The 17,942-nt window shown below is 60.9% G+C and carries 9 protein-coding genes; 3 read left to right on the top strand and 6 right to left on the bottom strand.

Annotated features, from left to right (window positions below; genetic code table 11):
• Window positions 1-924: 924 nt before the first annotated feature.
• Window positions 925-2,895 (bottom strand): hypothetical protein, encoded by a 1,971-nt coding sequence (locus J3U87_RS24230; protein ID WP_237378362.1) that lies wholly within the window; start codon window positions 2,893-2,895, stop codon window positions 925-927.
• Window positions 2,896-3,347: 452 nt separating this feature from the next.
• Between J3U87_RS24230 and J3U87_RS24225 the strand changes: the two genes are divergently transcribed.
• From J3U87_RS24225 to J3U87_RS24215, 3 genes are all read left to right on the top strand, one after another.
• A complete protein-coding gene (locus J3U87_RS24225; RefSeq protein ID WP_237378361.1) occupies window positions 3,348-4,022 on the top strand; it encodes a response regulator in 675 nt (224 codons plus the stop codon).
• Between the two features lie 180 nt (window positions 4,023-4,202).
• Complete coding sequence (locus J3U87_RS24220) at window positions 4,203-6,830, top strand: hypothetical protein (RefSeq protein WP_237378360.1); 2,628 nt, start codon at window positions 4,203-4,205, stop codon at window positions 6,828-6,830.
• Between the two features lie 147 nt (window positions 6,831-6,977).
• Window positions 6,978-10,979, top strand: coding sequence for a sensor histidine kinase (locus tag J3U87_RS24215; protein ID WP_237378359.1), 4,002 nt, complete (start codon window positions 6,978-6,980; stop codon window positions 10,977-10,979).
• A 243-nt stretch (window positions 10,980-11,222) separates the two neighbouring features.
• On the opposite strand, the gene J3U87_RS24210 is transcribed toward J3U87_RS24215, so the two are convergent.
• The 5 genes from J3U87_RS24210 to J3U87_RS24190 form a co-directional block, all read right to left on the bottom strand.
• On the bottom strand, window positions 11,223-11,435 hold the full coding sequence (locus J3U87_RS24210) for a hypothetical protein (RefSeq protein ID WP_237378358.1): 213 nt from the start codon (window positions 11,433-11,435) through the stop codon (window positions 11,223-11,225).
• A 537-nt stretch (window positions 11,436-11,972) separates the two neighbouring features.
• Complete coding sequence (locus tag J3U87_RS24205) at window positions 11,973-13,238, bottom strand: 6-bladed beta-propeller (protein WP_237378357.1); 1,266 nt, start codon at window positions 13,236-13,238, stop codon at window positions 11,973-11,975.
• A 61-nt stretch (window positions 13,239-13,299) separates the two neighbouring features.
• Window positions 13,300-13,791 (bottom strand): hypothetical protein, encoded by a 492-nt coding sequence (locus tag J3U87_RS24200; RefSeq protein WP_237378356.1) that lies wholly within the window; start codon window positions 13,789-13,791, stop codon window positions 13,300-13,302.
• Complete coding sequence (locus tag J3U87_RS24195; protein ID WP_237378355.1) at window positions 13,788-14,168, bottom strand: hypothetical protein; 381 nt, start codon at window positions 14,166-14,168, stop codon at window positions 13,788-13,790. The genes J3U87_RS24200 and J3U87_RS24195 overlap by 4 nt, the downstream gene beginning before the upstream one ends.
• A 594-nt stretch (window positions 14,169-14,762) precedes the next feature.
• The gene (locus tag J3U87_RS24190; protein WP_237378354.1) at window positions 14,763-16,844 is read right to left on the bottom strand and encodes an ATP-binding protein; all 2,082 of its coding nucleotides are present in this window, start codon (window positions 16,842-16,844) and stop codon (window positions 14,763-14,765) included.
• Window positions 16,845-17,942: the final 1,098 nt, after the last annotated feature.

Genomic DNA, 17,942 nt, shown 5'->3' with positions numbered 1-17,942 from the left:
ACAAAGTCGTCGCTAGGGCCGAGCGCCGGTATGTCGGACCACGGATTGCCCAGCCATGGATTGCCGGTGGTCGGAAGGCCGAACCACCGGCACACCGACCACTGGATTTCACGTGAGCCCCGGACAAACGGGGCGGGCGCCCAGCTTGATTTCGAGAGAGAAACACTTAACCGATTTCAGCGAAGGGTCATGGGTCATTTGTCGGAAGAACGAACCAGGAACCCATGAATATTGGAAGCCAGGAAAGAAGCATCTGCGGGCTGCAAACTGCGAGGTTCTTTTCCTGGTTTTTTGATTTTGTTTTGACGCCGGCAAGACCAATCTCCAGTCGATAGCACCACTTTGTTTCGAGAGAGCCACGAACAAACGGAGCGGGCGCCCAGCTTGACTTCTAACGAGAAACGACCAGAAGCGAGCCAGCCAGGGAGCCCGGCAGTGAAAGTGGGGCCTCGTGCACGGCCGGTATGACCAGGTAGGTGCGGCGACCCGCCGCACATCCCTTTCAAAAAACCACTCTTTCTGGATGGGTGCCAACTCGCGTTTCTCGTGAATTTCCCGTTACGAAGATGACGACCAGCGCCGCGACGACGTTTGCCCTGACCGGGCCCACCCGTCGACATCCTCGACGTAGCATCCCGGTACACCTCCGGTTTTTCTCGGAGGCAAGCCTTGAATGGACAGAGGCTTTCAGCCTCTCGCGACGACATCTAACGAGATATGCGGACGCAAAAAAATGGCCGGCGTGTCGCCACGCCGGCCGTTGGTGGGAATAACATCCGGGTCGAAGAGGCCGGCTTGCTACGACGTCCCCGAGCCCCGTCTGTTGGAGCTGCTTCGGCTTCTACCCGAGGCGAGCGATTCGGCTGGAACACGCACCTCGGGCTTTACACCGTCTGCTTGCTTGCGATTGCTTTGTGGAAAGAGTCAACGGGTACGGATGGTGAGCAGGTCCAGGACATCGGCCGCCTGGATGCTCCATTGGGGTAACTGGGTCAAGAGGTCGTCCATGTCGTTGTGTCCGTCGCCATTGGGGTCGTGCCCGCCTTCGTAGACCAACACCAACGCGAAGCTCTCGCCGCTGCGGCCGTCCTCGGCGCGCACTTCGACGCGAAACGGCGTGGTTTCGGCCAGGGGCTCGTCGAAGGACAGAACCCGCTCGGTGCCGACGGTCTCATCGGTCAGTTCGTTGATCCAGCGGTACTCGGCGATTTCGGTTTCCTCGAAGACCACCGCCGTCAGGCTCAAGGCGTCCACGCCCTGAAGCACGACGGGCGGATCGACGAATACCGGCAGTTCGCCAGGAAACTCGGGATCGACCAGAATCAGGGCTTCGGCGGTGTAGGTCTGATCGTCGGAAGTGACCACCGTCAGACCGATGATGGTGTCGAATTCGAATTCGGGCGCCAGCTCCAGCGTGGCACCGTCACCCAGGACTTCGCGGTTGGTCAGGTCTTCCCAGGTGTAGCTCACGACTTCGATCGCGGGCGCGGTCACGGCGGCGAAACGCATGGTCTCTTCGCCCTGCAACTGTACCGGCGGATCGATGAATACGGGGGCATTGCCGTTGGGATTGCCCTCGAGTTCGATGAAGGCGATCGCGAATCCCCTGTCGCCACTCTCGTTTTCGACCTGCAGCGAAATCGGGGTGGGTTCGGTGAAATTGGGGTCCAGCTCGAGGGTCTCCTCGTCGCCCAGCACATCACCGGTCAAATCGTTGGTCCAAGTGTAGGTGAGTTCTTCTTCGTCGCGGTCGTTCACCACCGCGGTAAAACGAATCGTTTCGTCGGATTGAACCACGAAGGGCGGATCGATCCAGACATCGATGAAACCACCCGGATCTTCGAGGAAGATGGTGCTGAAGGCCATGCCTTCGACGCCGTCCTCGTCGCGGACGAGCAGGGAGATGCCGGTGGGTCGTTCGAATTCCGGAGCGAGCGTGACCTGTTCGCCGTCCCCGATGACGTCGCCCGTGTCGTCGCGGCGCCATTCGTAACTCGCGATCGGTTTCTCATGGTTGACGACGGCGGTGAAGACCATGTCTTCCTCGCCCTGCACCACCATCGGCGGATCGATGTGGACGTCGATGAAGTCCGTGGGCGGCATGACCTCGACGAAGCCGAAACCGTAACCGGTGCGCCCTTCGGCGTCCTTGACCTCGACGCTGATCCCGGTGGGAAATCGGAAGTCGGGCTGGAGTTCGATACGTGCGGTCTCGCCCACCACATCGCCGGTGTCTTCGCGAACCCACTTGTAGCTCTCGATGGCCGCATCGCTCTGGGCCACGGCTTCGAACACGATCGGTTCGTCACCTTGCACGACGAAGGGCGGTTCGACCATGACTTCCAACATGTCGTTGTGGCCCTCGATGTCGATGAACGCCGAGCTGGACAGGGTGATCCCCTCGCCATCGCTCACGGTCACCGTGACCGTGGTGCATTCGGTGAACTCGGGCTGGAGGGTCACTTCCGCCTCGTTCCCCACGACCGCACCGGTGTCGTCGCGAACCCATTCGTACGAGACTTCGGCGTCTTCGGGCATGACCACGGCCTTGAAGGTCATGGGCTCGTCACCCTGGAGTACGTAGGGTGGATCGACGAACAACGTCAATCCCGGCCCGTTGGGATTCTCGACTTCGATCACGGCAATGCCCTGACCGAGATTGTCGTTGGCGTCTTGCGCCTCGACCAGGAGCAGGGTCGTCATTTCGAAATCGGGTTGCAGCGTGATGGTCGCCTCGTCGCCGAGGACTTCGCCAGTGAACGAATCCATCCACTGAATCGAAACGAGTTCGCGACTGTCGGCCGCCTGAGCGGTCAGCGTCATGGGTTGATCGCCCTGAACCACGCTTCGCGGTTCCACGACCAATTCAAAGGGTTGCGCAAAGGCCGGAACCAAGGATCCAACCAAAAGCAGGAACGGGAACAGTACCCTTGAGAACGACGTGGATCTTCCGGAACGAGGATAGCGATCGAGGGCGGTTGAGTAATCTGGTGACGTTGCGTCACGCACTAATCGATGAACCATAGCCTTTATCCTTATGAGAGTATTGAACGCCACGGCAAACTTCCCTGGCTTGCATCTCAGTCTAGGGCCTGCTCGCGAGGCCGGGAATAGGACACGAGTACCAAATCGAAATGCACTTGACATGGATCACAGGGCATCTTCAGGTTCCAAACCGGTCGCCTTTCCCGCTAAAATTTCATCAAGTGAAAATGCCTACAAAACCTCTTTTTGGTAACCCAGGTCAAAATGTCGTCGAAAAGGTCGATCTTCTGTTGACCCTGCTCTTGACGACTGGTTTGATGAACGGATCTCGACCCCGATCCCCCCTTGCGGAGGCTTCCCCGATGCCCGAACCGTCTGCTTCGTCCGTATCGCCCGTCATCCGGGTGGTGTTGTCCGACGATCACCCCATCGTTCGCGCCGGCATTCGCGATCACCTCAACCGCGTCGCCGACATTTCCGTGGTCGGCGAGGCCTCCAACGGCGACGAGGCCTATACGTTGGCCCGGGAACTCCAGCCGGACGTGTTGTTGCTGGACATGGAGATGCCCGGCACCCACGGTGTGCAGGTCGCGGCACGGCTTCACGCCGAAAAGAGCCCGGTTCGCGTGCTCGCCCTGAGCGCCTACGACTCGATTCACTTCATTCAAAGTACCTTGGAAGCGGGCGCCTACGGCTATTTGATCAAGGAAGAGATGCCGGAGACCATCATCGAGGCCGTGCGCGGCGTGGCCGGCGGCAAGAAGGGATGGCTCAGCGAGCGGGTCCAGGAACGGCGCGCGCTGTATCTCACGGAGTCGGGCGACCCGTTGACGAAGCTGTCCGAACGCGAGCTGGAAATCCTGAAGCTGATCGGCCAGGGCTACGACAACCTGACCATCTCCGAAGTGCTGAACATTTCCGAGCGCACGGTGCGCAATCACGCCTCCAGCATCTACAACAAATTGGGGTTCCACACCCGCGCGGAACTGGTGGCTTGGGTCTGGGACTTCGGCCTGATCAAGGAGACCAACGGCTGAACGCCACTCTTCGGGTTCCGTTTCCGGGATGAGTTGGGGCCCATCGGGGTCCGGACCGGGTCTCATTATCGACATTTGTGACATTTGTACTATTGAGCCCACCCCCCATCCATCCTTTGATAGGGTCAGGGACCTAGGTCACGATATTCGCTCGGGTCGGGTCTGGCATGGAGGAGGTTGATGTTGACGCACCGTGAGCAGAAGCAGAGAACGACCACGAACGCTGCGCATAGCGGGCAAAACGCCGAACACCGCGACCGAAGAGCGTGCCGCCTCCTGCTCTGCGCGCTGTGGCTCCTGCCGGCACACCTGTGGAGCGGGATCCAGATCTTTCCCGAACCGGCGGAAATCCTGTTGGGAGAAACCGAATTCACGGGTCCATCCATCAACCTCTTCATCGACGGCCCCGAACTCGGCCAGGCCTCCGAGGAATCTCCGCTGTACCTGCGCTTTCAATTGCCCGACCAGGTGTTTTTGAAGGAAACGCTGGTGGCGCCCGGTCAAGATCCGGTCAGGCTGGCGCTGAGCGTGTTCGGTCCCATCTTCCCCGATCTGCGCATGATCGCCCCCACCGAAAGTGCCATGATCGTGCGCTGGATCGCCGGTGAACGCGCCATCTGGGTGCGCTTCAGCGTGTCCTCCGATCTCTGGGTCGAGATTCCCGATGGCGAACCTCCGACGGGCAACAGCCTGGCCTTCAGTCTCGGTCTCGGTCTGGAAGAACTGGAATCTTATGAAATGACCTTCCCTTTCTTCCAAAACGGCTGGGCCAACCTGCCCTTCAACACCCGCGACGTGCGCGCCGCCGGTGAGGACCTCTCGCGCGAAACGCCGACCCCCTTGGTGTTGGACCTCAGTCAATTCAGCGGCGAGGAAGGTGAGCTCCTGTTTCTCGACGTCGATCTGCTTCGCGACAGCGAGGGTGTCGAGACCGAGCCCAAGCCGGGCGATATCGACGAAGGCAGCGAGGTCGAGGACGTGTTCATCGAGCCGGTCCCCTTGGCCGTGGTGCTTTCGGAACCCAGCCAGGAACAGGAACCACTCTTCATCCAAACCACCAGCACGGTTCTCGAGAAGGGCACCGCCTGCGGCCAGGCCGGTTCGGTCGACATCAACTTCGACCGGATCGCCTTCTTCGAAGCCACGCCCGAGGAACCCGTGTACCTGCGGATCAACTTGGAGTCCGGCGCCCTTTTGTGCGAAACGCTGGTGGATCCGCTGAACCCCGAAAGTCATCCGATCCACCTGGCTGTCGGTTTGGACCGCGCGCCGGACAACGCCTTCATGACCAGCCAGCCCGACGACATGTCGATCGTGCGCTGGAAGGAAGGCGAGTCGGCGATCTGGGTCGCGATTCGCAGGCCGCCGTTCGACTGGGTTCATGTTCCCGAAGGGAAACCCGTGGGCCGCGACCAGGTCCGCTTCTTCGCCCAGTTGGGCCTGAGCGGCAGCGACTCCTTGGCGCGGATGCAACCTCTCTTTCAGCAAAACCGGGCCAACCTGCCCGCCAACACCAACGATCCCGAAATCCATACCCCCACCGATTCATTGCTTCAAGTGGACCTGCGCGAGAGCAGCCTGTCCTCGGTTCTGCCGGACCTCTACGTGCAGGTCCAGGGCTGGCATCTCAGCCTGGGCGTCGAAGACGGTCCCAACGACATCATCGACCCGGGCTTCTTCCTCGGTCTGACCGCGACCGGCCCCGTCGCCACCGTGAACGACAACGGCGAGGAACCCACCCGCGGCGTGCTGGTGACCAGTCTCATCCAGCAGGTCGACGAAACCGGACGCTGCGAGGAAACCGGCAACTACACGATGGAAGTCAACGACGACCTGTTTCCCCAGGCCTCGACCGTCACCCCCATCTACCTGCGGTTGGCGCTGGGAAGTGACGCCGTGCTCTGCGACTCGTTGGTGATGCCGGGCGTATCGGAACCCATCCATCTGGCCATGCGGCTGCGCGGCGAACGGCTGGGCCTGCGCCTGAACGCGGCATCCGACGCCCTGTCGGTCGTGCGCTGGGTCGCCGGCGAACGCGCCATCTGGTTGCGCGTGACGCAGTCCAGCTCGAACTGGATCCTCGGCAATGCCGACGAACCGCTGGCCCCTACGCCGGATACACCGGTGACTTGGTCGTTCGGATTCGCCGGCGACACGTCCCTGTTACAGAACGAGAACGACTACATCAACGGCTGGGCCAACCTCGCGGCCAATACGCGCATTCCGCCCGGCATCGACGTACCGGCCGACACCCGCATCACCGTCGACCTGCTCGAAGCCAGCATGGACACCCGCCGTTCCAATTGGGACGGCCTGCTCTCCACCGACCCGTTGGCGTATTTCGGCAGTGTCGGCGTGGAGACCGCGCCCAGCGAGGACGACATCGTTCGCGGCGCGCAGCAAACGATGCGGTTCTTCGGCTTCCCGGAAGTGGCCCAGGGCCTGTTGGGCGCGATCTCGCCCGAGGTGGCGGTCCAGGGGATCGAGCCCGTGGAAATCACCGCGCGCATCGCCCAAGACATTGACCCCGTTTCCTTCCGCTGGGAGGATATGGAGACCGGCGCCCTCATCGGCCTGCAACGCACCATCATCTGGGATCCGATCCCACCCCGTGACCGCATCTACCGCTTGACGGTGCGGGACCGCCGCGGGCGCTCGACGACCGTGACCGGCATCCTGTTGGTGAACCCCGACGGCGTGGATCTCAACGAAGACGGTGTCAACGATATCCGAGACCTTCACCTGACGCTGCCCTCCTGGCCGGAGGAACAATCCGTACTGGACATGCTGCGGATTCGCATCGAATGAAGGATCCGGGACCGGTGACAGGCCGGCCCCGGAACTCGCGAGACCGCGACACACGTCCGCCCGGATTCCATTTTTCGTCGGCGTGCGCCGTGGCCCCGGCATACCCGAACGGCCCTCGACCGAAACCCCACACCCGGGAGTTCCCGCATGAAACCAATTGACGTCGTGCCCGGTAGGTTCAGCAGCCTGCTGAACTCGCTCATGCGATCAGGCAACGTTCTGGCTCCAATGCCACGAAGCCGGCCCATCCTCTCCCCCGCCGATCATTGCGGGAAGGGAACGGCTTCGCTCTTTCGCCACCGCAAGCATCCCGGCCTGAATCGCTTCGACGGGTTCATCCGGCGGATGAACCTACCTGGCACCTCGTCCCTTTTCACGTACGGGCTCTCCCTGCTTCCGTCCCTTCGTCGTGAGCGCAATCACGCTTCGCCCTGTCGCCGGGACCTGCCTCCCCGCCTGAATCGCTTCGACGGGTTCATCCGGCGGATGAACCTACCTGGCACCTCGTCCCTTTTCACGTACGGGCTCTCCCTGCTTGCGTCCCTTCGTCGTGAGCGCACCCACGCTTCGCCCTTTCGCCGGGACCTGCCTCCCCGCCTGAATCGCTTCGGTGCGTTCATCCGGCGGATGAACCTACCTGGCACCACGTCCCTTTCTCCTTCCGGGTTCTTCGGGTTTGGGTCCCTTCGGCGATGGTGCACTCACGCTTCGCCCTTTCGCCGGGACCTGCCTCCCCGCCTGAATCGCTTCGACGGGTTCATCCGGCGGATGAACCTACCTGGCACCTCGTCCCTTTTCATGTACGGGCTCTCCCTGCTTGCGTCCCTTCGTCGTGAGCGCACCCACGCTTCGCCCTGTCGCCGGGACCTGCCTCCCCGCCTGAATCGCTTCGATGCGTTCATCCGGCGGATGAACCTACCTGGCACCTCGTCCCTTTCTCCTGCCGGGTTCTTCGAGCTTTTTCCGTTTCGGTGGGGCCGTTGGGCGCTGCCGCTCCTGATGACGCTCGCGATCGCGATGGCGCCCGCCTGGGGCCAGACCGCCGATCCCTCCCCGTCGGACCCGCCCGAAGCCCAGTGGATCGTCAGCGAGATCGGGGTCGCGGACGGCCTTTCCCAAAGCGGCGTCCTCGCGACCGTGCAGGATCGTTTCGGCTTCCTTTGGTTCGGCAGCCAAAACGGGCTCAACCGCTACGACGGCTACGCCTTTCGGGTCTTCGGCAAGCAGGACCCCGAGGTCCCCGCCGACATCCACCTCTCGGGCAATGTCATGCAGGCGTTGATGATCGATCGGGACGACCGGCTATGGATCGGCACCCGCGACGGCGGCATCTCGATTTGGGACGGTACCACCAACGACGTCGCGTTCCGCCTGGAACCGGGCGCGCCGGACACACCCTCCTTCGAAGCGATCGGCGACTTCTGGCAGGCCCCCGACGGCACCGTCTGGGTCGCCACCCTCGGTGCCGGCCTGTTGTCCCTGGACGCCGCGCTCCAGGTGAACGGCCCGATCTGGCCCGGTGCCCCGAACGAGGCCACGGCGGCCGCCAACCACGTTCACTGCCTGATGGGTGGCGCGGACGGCACGCTCTGGTTGGGCACGGAACAAGGCCTGTTCCGCTACGATTCGACCCAACCCAACGCCACGCCCGAAGCGGTGCCGCTGTCGGATGACCCCGAAGCGGTGCTTCAGGTGGCCGACGGGGTCATCGGCCCCGACGGTGCGCTGTGGCTGGCGACCATCGGGCAAGGCCTGTTCCGCTACGACCCCGGCCAGGGCACGATTCGCCACTGGCGACACGACCCGTCCGACGAAACGGGGCTGGCGGGCAATCGGCTGTGGTGCCTGGGTTTTACGCGTTCCGGGCAATTGCTGATCGGCACCATGAACCAGGGTTTGCAAATTCTCGATCCTTCATCCGAACGCTTCTATCGACTCCAGGAAAGCCGGCAACCCGCCGTGTTGAAGACCCGCGACCGCATCTGGTCGCTGTACGAAGATGCGGCGGGCATCATTTGGATCGGCACCGCGGGCAAGGGCTTGCTCAAGGCCGTGCCGAATCGAACTCCCTTCCGTCACGTGGCCCGCATGGCCGGCGCAGCGGAAAAAGACGACCTGGTGGTGACGAGCGTCCTGGCCGACAGCGACCACCGATTTTGGGTGGGCACTTGGGGGCAGGGCCTCCTGCAGTTCGATCTCGAGACCGAACGCCTGACGACCGCCTTCGCAGCGGGTGACCGAGCCGAGGCCACCCCGCAACTGATCACTCATTTGTACCGCGACACCGAGGGCATCCTCTGGCTCGGCGCCTGGCGCCAAGGGCTGCTGCGCTTCGATCCACAAAGCGGCGATATCCAGTCGTTCAAGTGGCCGGCCGACCCCGGTGAACGACCGGCCTACTCGATCGTGCGCATCATTCCCGAAGGATCGCGCCTGTGGCTGGCCACCTACGGCAGTGGCCTGGTCGCCTTCGATCGCGACAGCGCCGAATTCACGCGGTTCAGGGCCGATCCCGACAATCCCGAAGCACTCAACCACGACATGTTGATGACCCTGCTGTTGGACGACCGCCGGCGACTGTGGGTGGGGACCGTCGGCGGCGGTTTGAATCGTTTGGATGCCGAGCGGGCCGCATTCCGCCACTGGACGCCCGACCCAGCCTCGGAATCCCCCGTGCCGGGCCGACGCATCACGGTCCTCGCGGCCGATGCGGCGGGCGGCCTGTGGGTCGGCACCGATGGCGACGGACTCTACCGCTACCACGAGGCGCAGGATCGATTCGAACGCTGGAGCCGTCACCGAGGTCTGTCCAGCGACACCATCAACGGCATCCTGTTCGACCGGGAAGGCGCCCTGTGGATCGGTACCAATCGCGGCATCACCCGGCTGCATCCCGAAACGGACGAAAGCCGCATCTACGGCCCGTCCCAAGGGCTTCAATACGAGTATGTCGCCGGCGCCTTCGACGCCGGCGATCAGGGCTTGATGATGTTCGGCGGGGCCAAGGGCTTCGACTACTTCGATCCGAGCTGGCTCGAACCCAATCGATACGAGCCGCCGGTCGTGCTGACCGACTTTCGGATCTTCAATCGCCGCGTATCCTTGGAAAGCGACCTGCACCGGACCGAACACCTGACCCTCCGACACGACCAAAACTACTTTTCCTTCGAATTCGCCGCCTTGGAATTCAGTTTCCCGGATCAAAACGGGTACGCCTACAAGATGGAGGGTTTCGACCGCGACTGGATCGACTCGGGTTCGCGACGGTTTGCCGGTTACACCAACCTCGACGGCGGCGATTACCGGTTCCGCGTGCGGGCCACCAACAGCGACGGGCAGTGGAGTGCCCACGAGGCCCAGATCGCGATCACCGTGGTGCCGCCGTTCTGGAAACGCACGGGCTTCATCGTCGGATGTTTCGTTCTCACCCTGTTGTCCACCGGCGGGCTGATCTACCTGTGGTCGCTGCGCAAGGTGCGGATGTGGGAAACGCGCGCCGAGCGCGAAGCGACCATGAACCGGGGCCAGAGCGAAGCCCGCGAAAACGAGCGTTTGCGCATCGCGCGGGATCTTCACGACGGTCCCATTCAAGACCTGCACGCGATCCAGCTTCGGCTCTCGCTGACGCCTTCCGGCGTTCACCGCGAAACCGACACCTATTTACGAAGAGTGATCCAGCAGTTGCGCTGGCTGTGCGGCGAGCTGCGGCCGCCGGCGATCACCCAGTTCGGCCTGAGCGTGGCGATTCGATCGCACGTGGAGGCGTTGAAGCAAAAGCACCCCAAGCAGGCCATCCAGTTACGCTTGATGAACGACGGCCAATCGCTGGGCCAGGAAACGCGGTTGGCGCTCTTCCGAATCTGCCAGGAGGCGTTGAACAACGCCATCCAACACGCCGCCTGCGAAACCGTCCACGTCTTGTTCGAGTGGGACAGCGAGCGTCTGAGGTTGGAAGTCCGCGACGACGGCGTGGGCTTCCAGCAACGCGATTACTACGAGTGGTCGCAGTCGGGCCACTACGGGTTGATGGGCATCGCCGAGCGCGCGCGCGCCATCGGCGGGGAATTGGAGATTCAATCGACGCCGGGCAGCGGAACGCGGGTCAGCGTCGCCATCGCCCAGTCCGACAATCGAGAGGCGATCGCGTAGCGGAAGCGGGACCGAGGCCCGCCGGCTTCGCCCTTCGCAGAACCCCGGTTTCTTCAATCCATGAAAAAGGCCCTTTCAGGCCGAAGGCGACGACCCGGGAAATCGAAACGAAAACGGGAACCCTTGCCGCACATGCAGAAGGGTTCCCGTTCGAATCGGTGGCTCACGATGGTGGTCTCGGCTACGGACCCGATGGTCGGACAGGCACCCGACTCATCGAATCACCCACCGAGCCCTCCGCCCTCATGGCCAGAGGTAGCAGGTTTCGCGGAAACAGGAACGCGTGCCGCCCGGCGCGCAGAACAGCACGACCATGCGATTGGGGTTGTAGCAAGGCTCGTAAATCGGCGTATTCCGAACGGCCCGAGCTTCCTCTTGATTGGCCTGGACATTGGCGCTGAACGCCAGAATACCGGCACTCATGAGAACGAGGGCACCTATCATCAGCTTTTTCATGTGTTTTCTCCTAATGAAATGTAGATGAGATCAGGACGAGGGAGGGAACGAGCACGCGCTCCCTCGAGACCCGAGACACACCTCGCGGCACATCCCGGTTTTCCGCAAAACGCGAAAATCTGCGAGTTCGGTCGGGCGCCATCGGTCGGCAGGAGACCGGGGCCCTCCGCGCCCCAACGGGACGACTCGAAAGTAGGGCGATCGCCGGGGTTGGGGTTGCAGCGCGGGGGCAGGCGGCCCGATGACCTCCTGGCCCTCACGAGTCTAGGTCCGATCGTCGGAAACCCCTTCCCTCCCGCACATGGCGGAAGAATTCCCGGACCTGGTTCATTGCCCATCCAGGAACTGTGGATTTTGAAATGACTCCTCCGAATCAACGGGTCCCCAAGTACGACTGGTATCGGCTTTCGGGTATCAAGTGCCAGCGAACCACCTACAAACAAGCACCTTGCCGAGGCCTGACGGCTGAGAGCCGATACCGGGCCCACCCAGACGAACCAACACGGCTGTCACGATCTTTCCACTTCTGGGAGGGCACTAGTTCAGGTCCAGTGATTCCCGGGTTTGGGTGAAGGCCTCTTCCCGGAACCGATACAACACCAGAAAGGGATTGTCGTAGCCGGGATATTCATGTGTCTCCAGATGATTGCGTATCGCTTCCCCGCCATAGTGGCGAACGGCTTCGTCGATCGTGAGCCCTGGCGGCACCCGCGTGACGAGCAAACCGTCGCCGGTCCCGACGGGGATCATCCGGTGGGTTTTCAAATTGCCGTGAATCAGGTTACCGGCTCGATCGTAGAGATCGAACGCCTCGCCCAGCCAGACCAGAACGCGATCGTCCACCGGCAGGATCATATGGTTGGCACCCTTTTGCACCAGGTTGCGCACCGTTTCGCCGCGGGGATCGGTGACGTCGGCCAGCCCCTCCACATCCTCGGCTTGGAGCATGGTTTCGGGATTGCGCGCGATGTCGGTCCCCAAATCGGCGTGAAAATAGCCGTCCAGATCGAAAACCGAAACCACGGTCTCGTAGGGCGAACCGGACCAGATGGTGTCGCCCACCCGAGCGAAGGCCGTGAACGCCTTCAGGCCCACGCCACGTGCCAGCGCTTCGGTCGCGGCCGGATTGCGCCTGCCGAACCCGAACAGCACTCGCGGCGACGACGCATCCGGATCGAGGGCCACGTGGAGCGGCGCGACAGGGTCGGCACTCGCGAACCGGGCCATGATCAACAGGTCCTCACGTGGCCATTCGAACTGAATGCGGCTCAGGAATACCTTGCCGTCGATATGGGGTTGGACGCGACGGACGAAGGTCCCGTCGGGTCGGAACAAATGGATCGCGCCGAATTGGAGATCGGCAATGGCGAGGTGGTCGTCGAAGGCGACCCGAATGGTGCGCACCGATTGAAACTCGCCCGGGCCCTGACCCAAACCGCCGAAGGCACGGACGAAACGGCCGTCCTGACGGAAGCAAAACACTTTCTGCTGCAATTTGTCGGTGAGGTACCAATGACCGTCGAGCCAAACCAGGCTGGTGACTTCGCCCACGATCGCTTCTTCGGTGACTTCCAGGGGAACCACCCCGGCAACTTCCATAAAATGATCGATGCCGGGATCCACATCCGGGACCGCCCGCACCGCTTCGAACACCTTGGTTCCGGGTACCCGGGGTACATCGGCGGAAGGTCGGGTGGGCACGTTCTGAACCAGGGCGGCCACGGGATCGCCGTTCCCACAAGCGATCGACAACACGGCCGCCAGCACCACACATACCGTGCGGAGGCATGGGAATAGAGACATGTTTTCCTCATTTCTACAGGCACGCGACGGGTTCGGCGCCGAAAACCCAAAAGATCCGGAATTAAATCAATTCGTGCAATCTCGCGAGGAACCGCTCGGCATGGCGTTGGTTCTCGCCACCAGGCACCGGGTGAAACCCCCATACCGGCTCGGAAGCACCTTTGCGAACCAACAACACCGCCGTTTCGGGCAGGCCCAGCATACCGGGCTCCGATTCCAGCAGAATGGGATACTTCACACGCCCCAAACGTCTGAGATTGTTCAAATAAAGTGGATCTTGCCCTTGGACTACCAGCAGAAAATCGACCTTGTCGGCCAAAGCCTCATGCCACTCGGCAAGATAGACGAGCGACTCGTCGGTGCAGGTCGTGCAGCTAAGTTCTGAAAAATACAGAATGACGGTAAATTCAGACTGGCAATGGATTAGGGGATCGAACGCGGTGAAGGGTGTCAACGTTTCAAGTGCGTTAAAGTCAAAGGCATAAGCGAGGTTGGTAGCTGAAACCGAGGAGGCCGCGGAGCCGTCCTCGGTTTCAGTTGTACAAACACTCATAAATATAGCCAAACCCAATAAAATACCTGGGCGACAACGCATAAATCCCCTTTAACAACAGAAAAGAGACGAGATAAGCAACCATCTAGTAAATAAGAAACAAAAAATATTGAGGTTAATTTGAATCCTAGCGTCAATTCACAAAGAGTGTCAATGGGAAAATTGACTCCTTGACTCCATTTCCAATTCATCAACCGGAACTTTTCCCAATATCGGTCAACGGAAGGCGTTTCTTCTACCGAGATTCGACCCACCGGCACACCGCCACCGGCTTGACCAAGCCATGAGCGCCAATCCAAGACCACCTCATCACCCGCTTCACAAACCAAACACCACAAAAAAGACCCAAACCGCTCAAAAAAAACACGAACGAGCAACTACAAACATCGATCCAAACACAGACATATAGTCATCAAAATTTCGTTTTTTTATTCACCCCAGAGGTCACAGAGAACGCAGAGAAAACAACGCCCCGATAGATGGCTCCTGTAGTTTTTAGCCAAACCACATACCAAGCACAACAACCTGAAAACAAATAGTTTTTATATCGATCAAATAGAAATGATCTCTGGATGAAAATTGGATAGGGATGGTTCCAAATGTCACCTTACGCGATGTTCCGGTCTCATCTTGGACTCGGCGCGCGGCCTGGAAGAGGAACGGCCTCAGGACGAAAATCCGTTTTCTCTCTCTGCGCTCTCCGTGGACTTTTATGTAACAAACTCTGTAAAGCTCGAAGGTAAAGATAAAAACCTAAAAAGGCGGATGTGCGGGGAGTTCGTCGAAAAATGTCGGCCCGGCGGGCCAACTTACTGCAACGACGCCCCTCTCACAAATGCGGGAACTCCCAAACGATTCGCTTCGATTAGTTACCCACCTGAAACCCGGGCCCCCGGCCTGGGCGGCGACTCTGTGGTAGAAAAAGAACCCAACCCAAACACCCCGTCTCTATGAAAATCCCCCTCCACCCATCAGAGATGCGCTTCGATCATTTCCCAGAGTTGGCCGCTGCGAACCGGTTTCGCCAAAAAGTCATCCATCCCCGAAGCGAGGCACTGCGCCCGATCTTCGGGCATCGCATTCGCCGTCAACGCCACGATCGGAATATGGGAACGGCCCTGCTCCATCGCGCGGATCTGCTTCGTCGCCTCGAACCCATCCATCTCCGGCATTTGGCAATCCATCAGAATCAGGTCGTATTTCGCCTGACCGAAGCGCATCACCGCTTCCTTTCCATTCCTCGCCTCGTCCCATGAAAATCCGCCCATTCTCAAAAATTCACCAGCCACCCTGCGGTTGATCGCATTGTCCTCCACCAACAGCACGTGGACGCCGCGCGGTTCGACGGCTCTTCGCTTTTTGCGGGTTGCCGAAGCAGGCCTGGCATCGCGGGCTTCCGATTCGGTAGGCAGCGCGAACGGCACCTCGAAAGTGAATGTCGATCCCACCCCCAACGCGCTCTCCACCTCGATCTGCCCGCCCATCTGCTCGACGATTTCGCGCGTGATGACCAGGCCCAGGCCGGTGCCGCCGTACTTGCGGGACATGGAGGGATCGCCCTGACTGAAGGGATCGAACACGCTTTCCAGTTTTTCTTCGGCGATGCCGATGCCCGTATCCTTCACGCGGAAGCATAGGTTGGCCGTTGGTTCTGCCTGTTCCGGGGACGCCTCGAGCCGGCTCACCTCGAAGTGCACCGAACCGCGGTCCGTGAATTTGACGGCGTTGCTCAACAGGTTCAGCAGGGCCTGACGCAGGCGGGCGGGATCACCGACGATGACCTCCGGCACCTCATCGTCGACCCGGGTGATCAATTCGATTTCCTTTTCGCGCGCCTTCCACTCCAAAAGCCGCACCAGATCCTGGGTCAATTGCGGGACGAGAAAGGGTTTCCGCTGGAATTCAAGCTTGCCGGCCTCCATTTTCGAGAAGTCCAGAATGTCGTTGATCACCGTCAACAGCTCGCGGCTGGAGCGCACGATGGTGTGAACGTAGTCCTCGGCCTTGGCGCTGAGGTTGGAACCCAACAGAAGCTCGGCCATGCCCTGGATGCCGTTGATCGGGGTACGGATCTCGTGACTCATATTGGCCAGGAAACGGCTCTTGGTGAGGGTCGCCTGTTCGGCCCGGTGCAGCGCGAGGCGCATCTCGTCCTCCAAGCGCTCGTGCTCCGCCAGGAAAGCCGCCAAAACCATGGAAATAAAACAGACCACGAAAATATAGACATCCAACTGGATCATGCTCTGGTGGATGGAATCCATGGCGAAAGGTCCCAGACCCCGAGCGGTTCCGTCGATGGCGAAGGAAATCCCGAAAAGCATGCCGACCACCACGCCGCGTTGGCCGAAGCGCAGCGCGGCCCACACGATAAAGGGAAAAATGGCGTAGGTGAGCGTGTGGGTCACCAACCAGGAGCGCGCGTCGCCAAAGACCAACCAGCCGGCGGTGGCCAGGGACAGGGCCAACAGGAAGGCCTCCCCCGCCTTTCGCCAGGAGAAGGGCGGCAGCGGCTGAAAACACCAAACCAGCAGCACCGGCGCGGTCATCAGGATGCCCATCGCATCGCCGAGCCACCAGACGCCCAGGGCGGTGGTCACTCCTTCGCGGGCAATGATGCCCGAACCCCACAGCGACAAGCTGCCACAGATCCCGTTGACCGCTGCATTGACCAGGCTCACGAGGAACAGGCAGACCACGTCGCGCACGCGGCCCAGTTCGGGTTGGAAGGGTCGACTGCGCAGCCAGCTCGCGCCGATCGCGGCGCCCAGGCTGTTGCCGGCGCCGGCCAGCACGGCGAACAGGGGCGCCCCGCTCTGAACCATGGCCGCGGCAAAGGTGCCGATCCAGATACCTGGCCAAAGGCCGCGCCCGAATCCGTACAGGCCGGCGAGCGCCACGCCGCAGGCAGGCCAGACCAGGACGACCCGGTTCTGGGCGAAGCTGAATTGGAAGCCCAGCCAGGAGACCGAAAAGTACAGGACGGCAAGCAGCAGCACTTTCCGTACGTATCCGATGCCGCGAGGCCAACCCGCGGACGACTCACTCTGGTTCAAAAGCACCTCGAACCGAAACCTTGAAAAGAACCTGTGGTTCCATGGTAACCAGACTCCGAGCGGAAAGGGCATATTTTTGGTGTGAAGGCGGGTGGGTAAACTTGAAAATCAGGGGCGCAGCGGGCGGGTGGGAATTTCACCACAAAGTCGCCGCCCAGGCCGGGGGCCCGGGTTTCAGGTCAGAAACTAATCGAAGCGAATCGCATAGGTGTGCCCGCATCTACGAAAGGGGCGTCGTGCCCGGTAGGTGCGCCGGCCCGGCGCACATTTTGAAGCCGACTTAGGATCGCGCCGACCCTCGAAAATAGGTTGGAACTCCTCACCTGGATTACTTCGACTAGTTCATCCGGCGGATGAACCTACCTGGCACGACGAATCTCTCCGCATTCGGGCGCTCCAAACGCAGCTTGTTCCAACAGATGTTTTTAGCGTTACCTTCGAGCTTTACAGAGCTTGTTACATATTAGAGTTCGCGGAGATCACGGAGCGGCACACCGGCCACCAACGAATCGCTAGGGAGTTCCCGCATTCACGAGAGGGGCGCCGTGGCAGTAGGTGCCGGGCCATACCGGCCGTACCCACCCAGGGCGCCGGGCCGACACTTTTCGACGAACTCCCCGCACATCCGCCTTTTTAGGTTTTTATCTTTATCTTTGAATTTTACATAGTTTGTATCAGTAAGAGCCGCACGCCGGCGGGCAAACCCGCTCGATTTCGAGAAAGATACAACGCGAAGCGAGCCAAATCGGAGAGCCCGCATGCGCGTAAGAGACGTAAAGCCTGTAGGTTGAGCACGGCCGGTATGGCAGCTTGCTCAACCAATCGAAGTAACTTGGCAAAGATCAAAATCGAACATCGAGAGATCTCGACGACCGACTTATCCGCTTCGCTCTTTTACCACTTGATCTTGCGAAGCCTGAGTCGCTTCGAAATGTCGGCCGGGCCGGCCAACCTACTGCCGCGCCGACTCTCAAAGCATGCGGGAACTCCTCGGCTAAGTCGCTTCGAAAAGTTCAGCCGGCGGGCTTACCGCCCCTGATGAACCTACCGGGCACGACGAATCTTTCGCTCTTTTACCACTTGATCTTGCGAAGCCTG

It is taken from the genome of Sulfidibacter corallicola, from assembly GCF_017498545.1.
Lineage (GTDB): Bacteria > Acidobacteriota > Holophagae > Acanthopleuribacterales > Acanthopleuribacteraceae > Sulfidibacter > Sulfidibacter corallicola.
The sequence above is the reverse complement of the archived record's forward strand: the minus strand, read 5'-3'. Positions and strand labels throughout refer to the sequence as shown.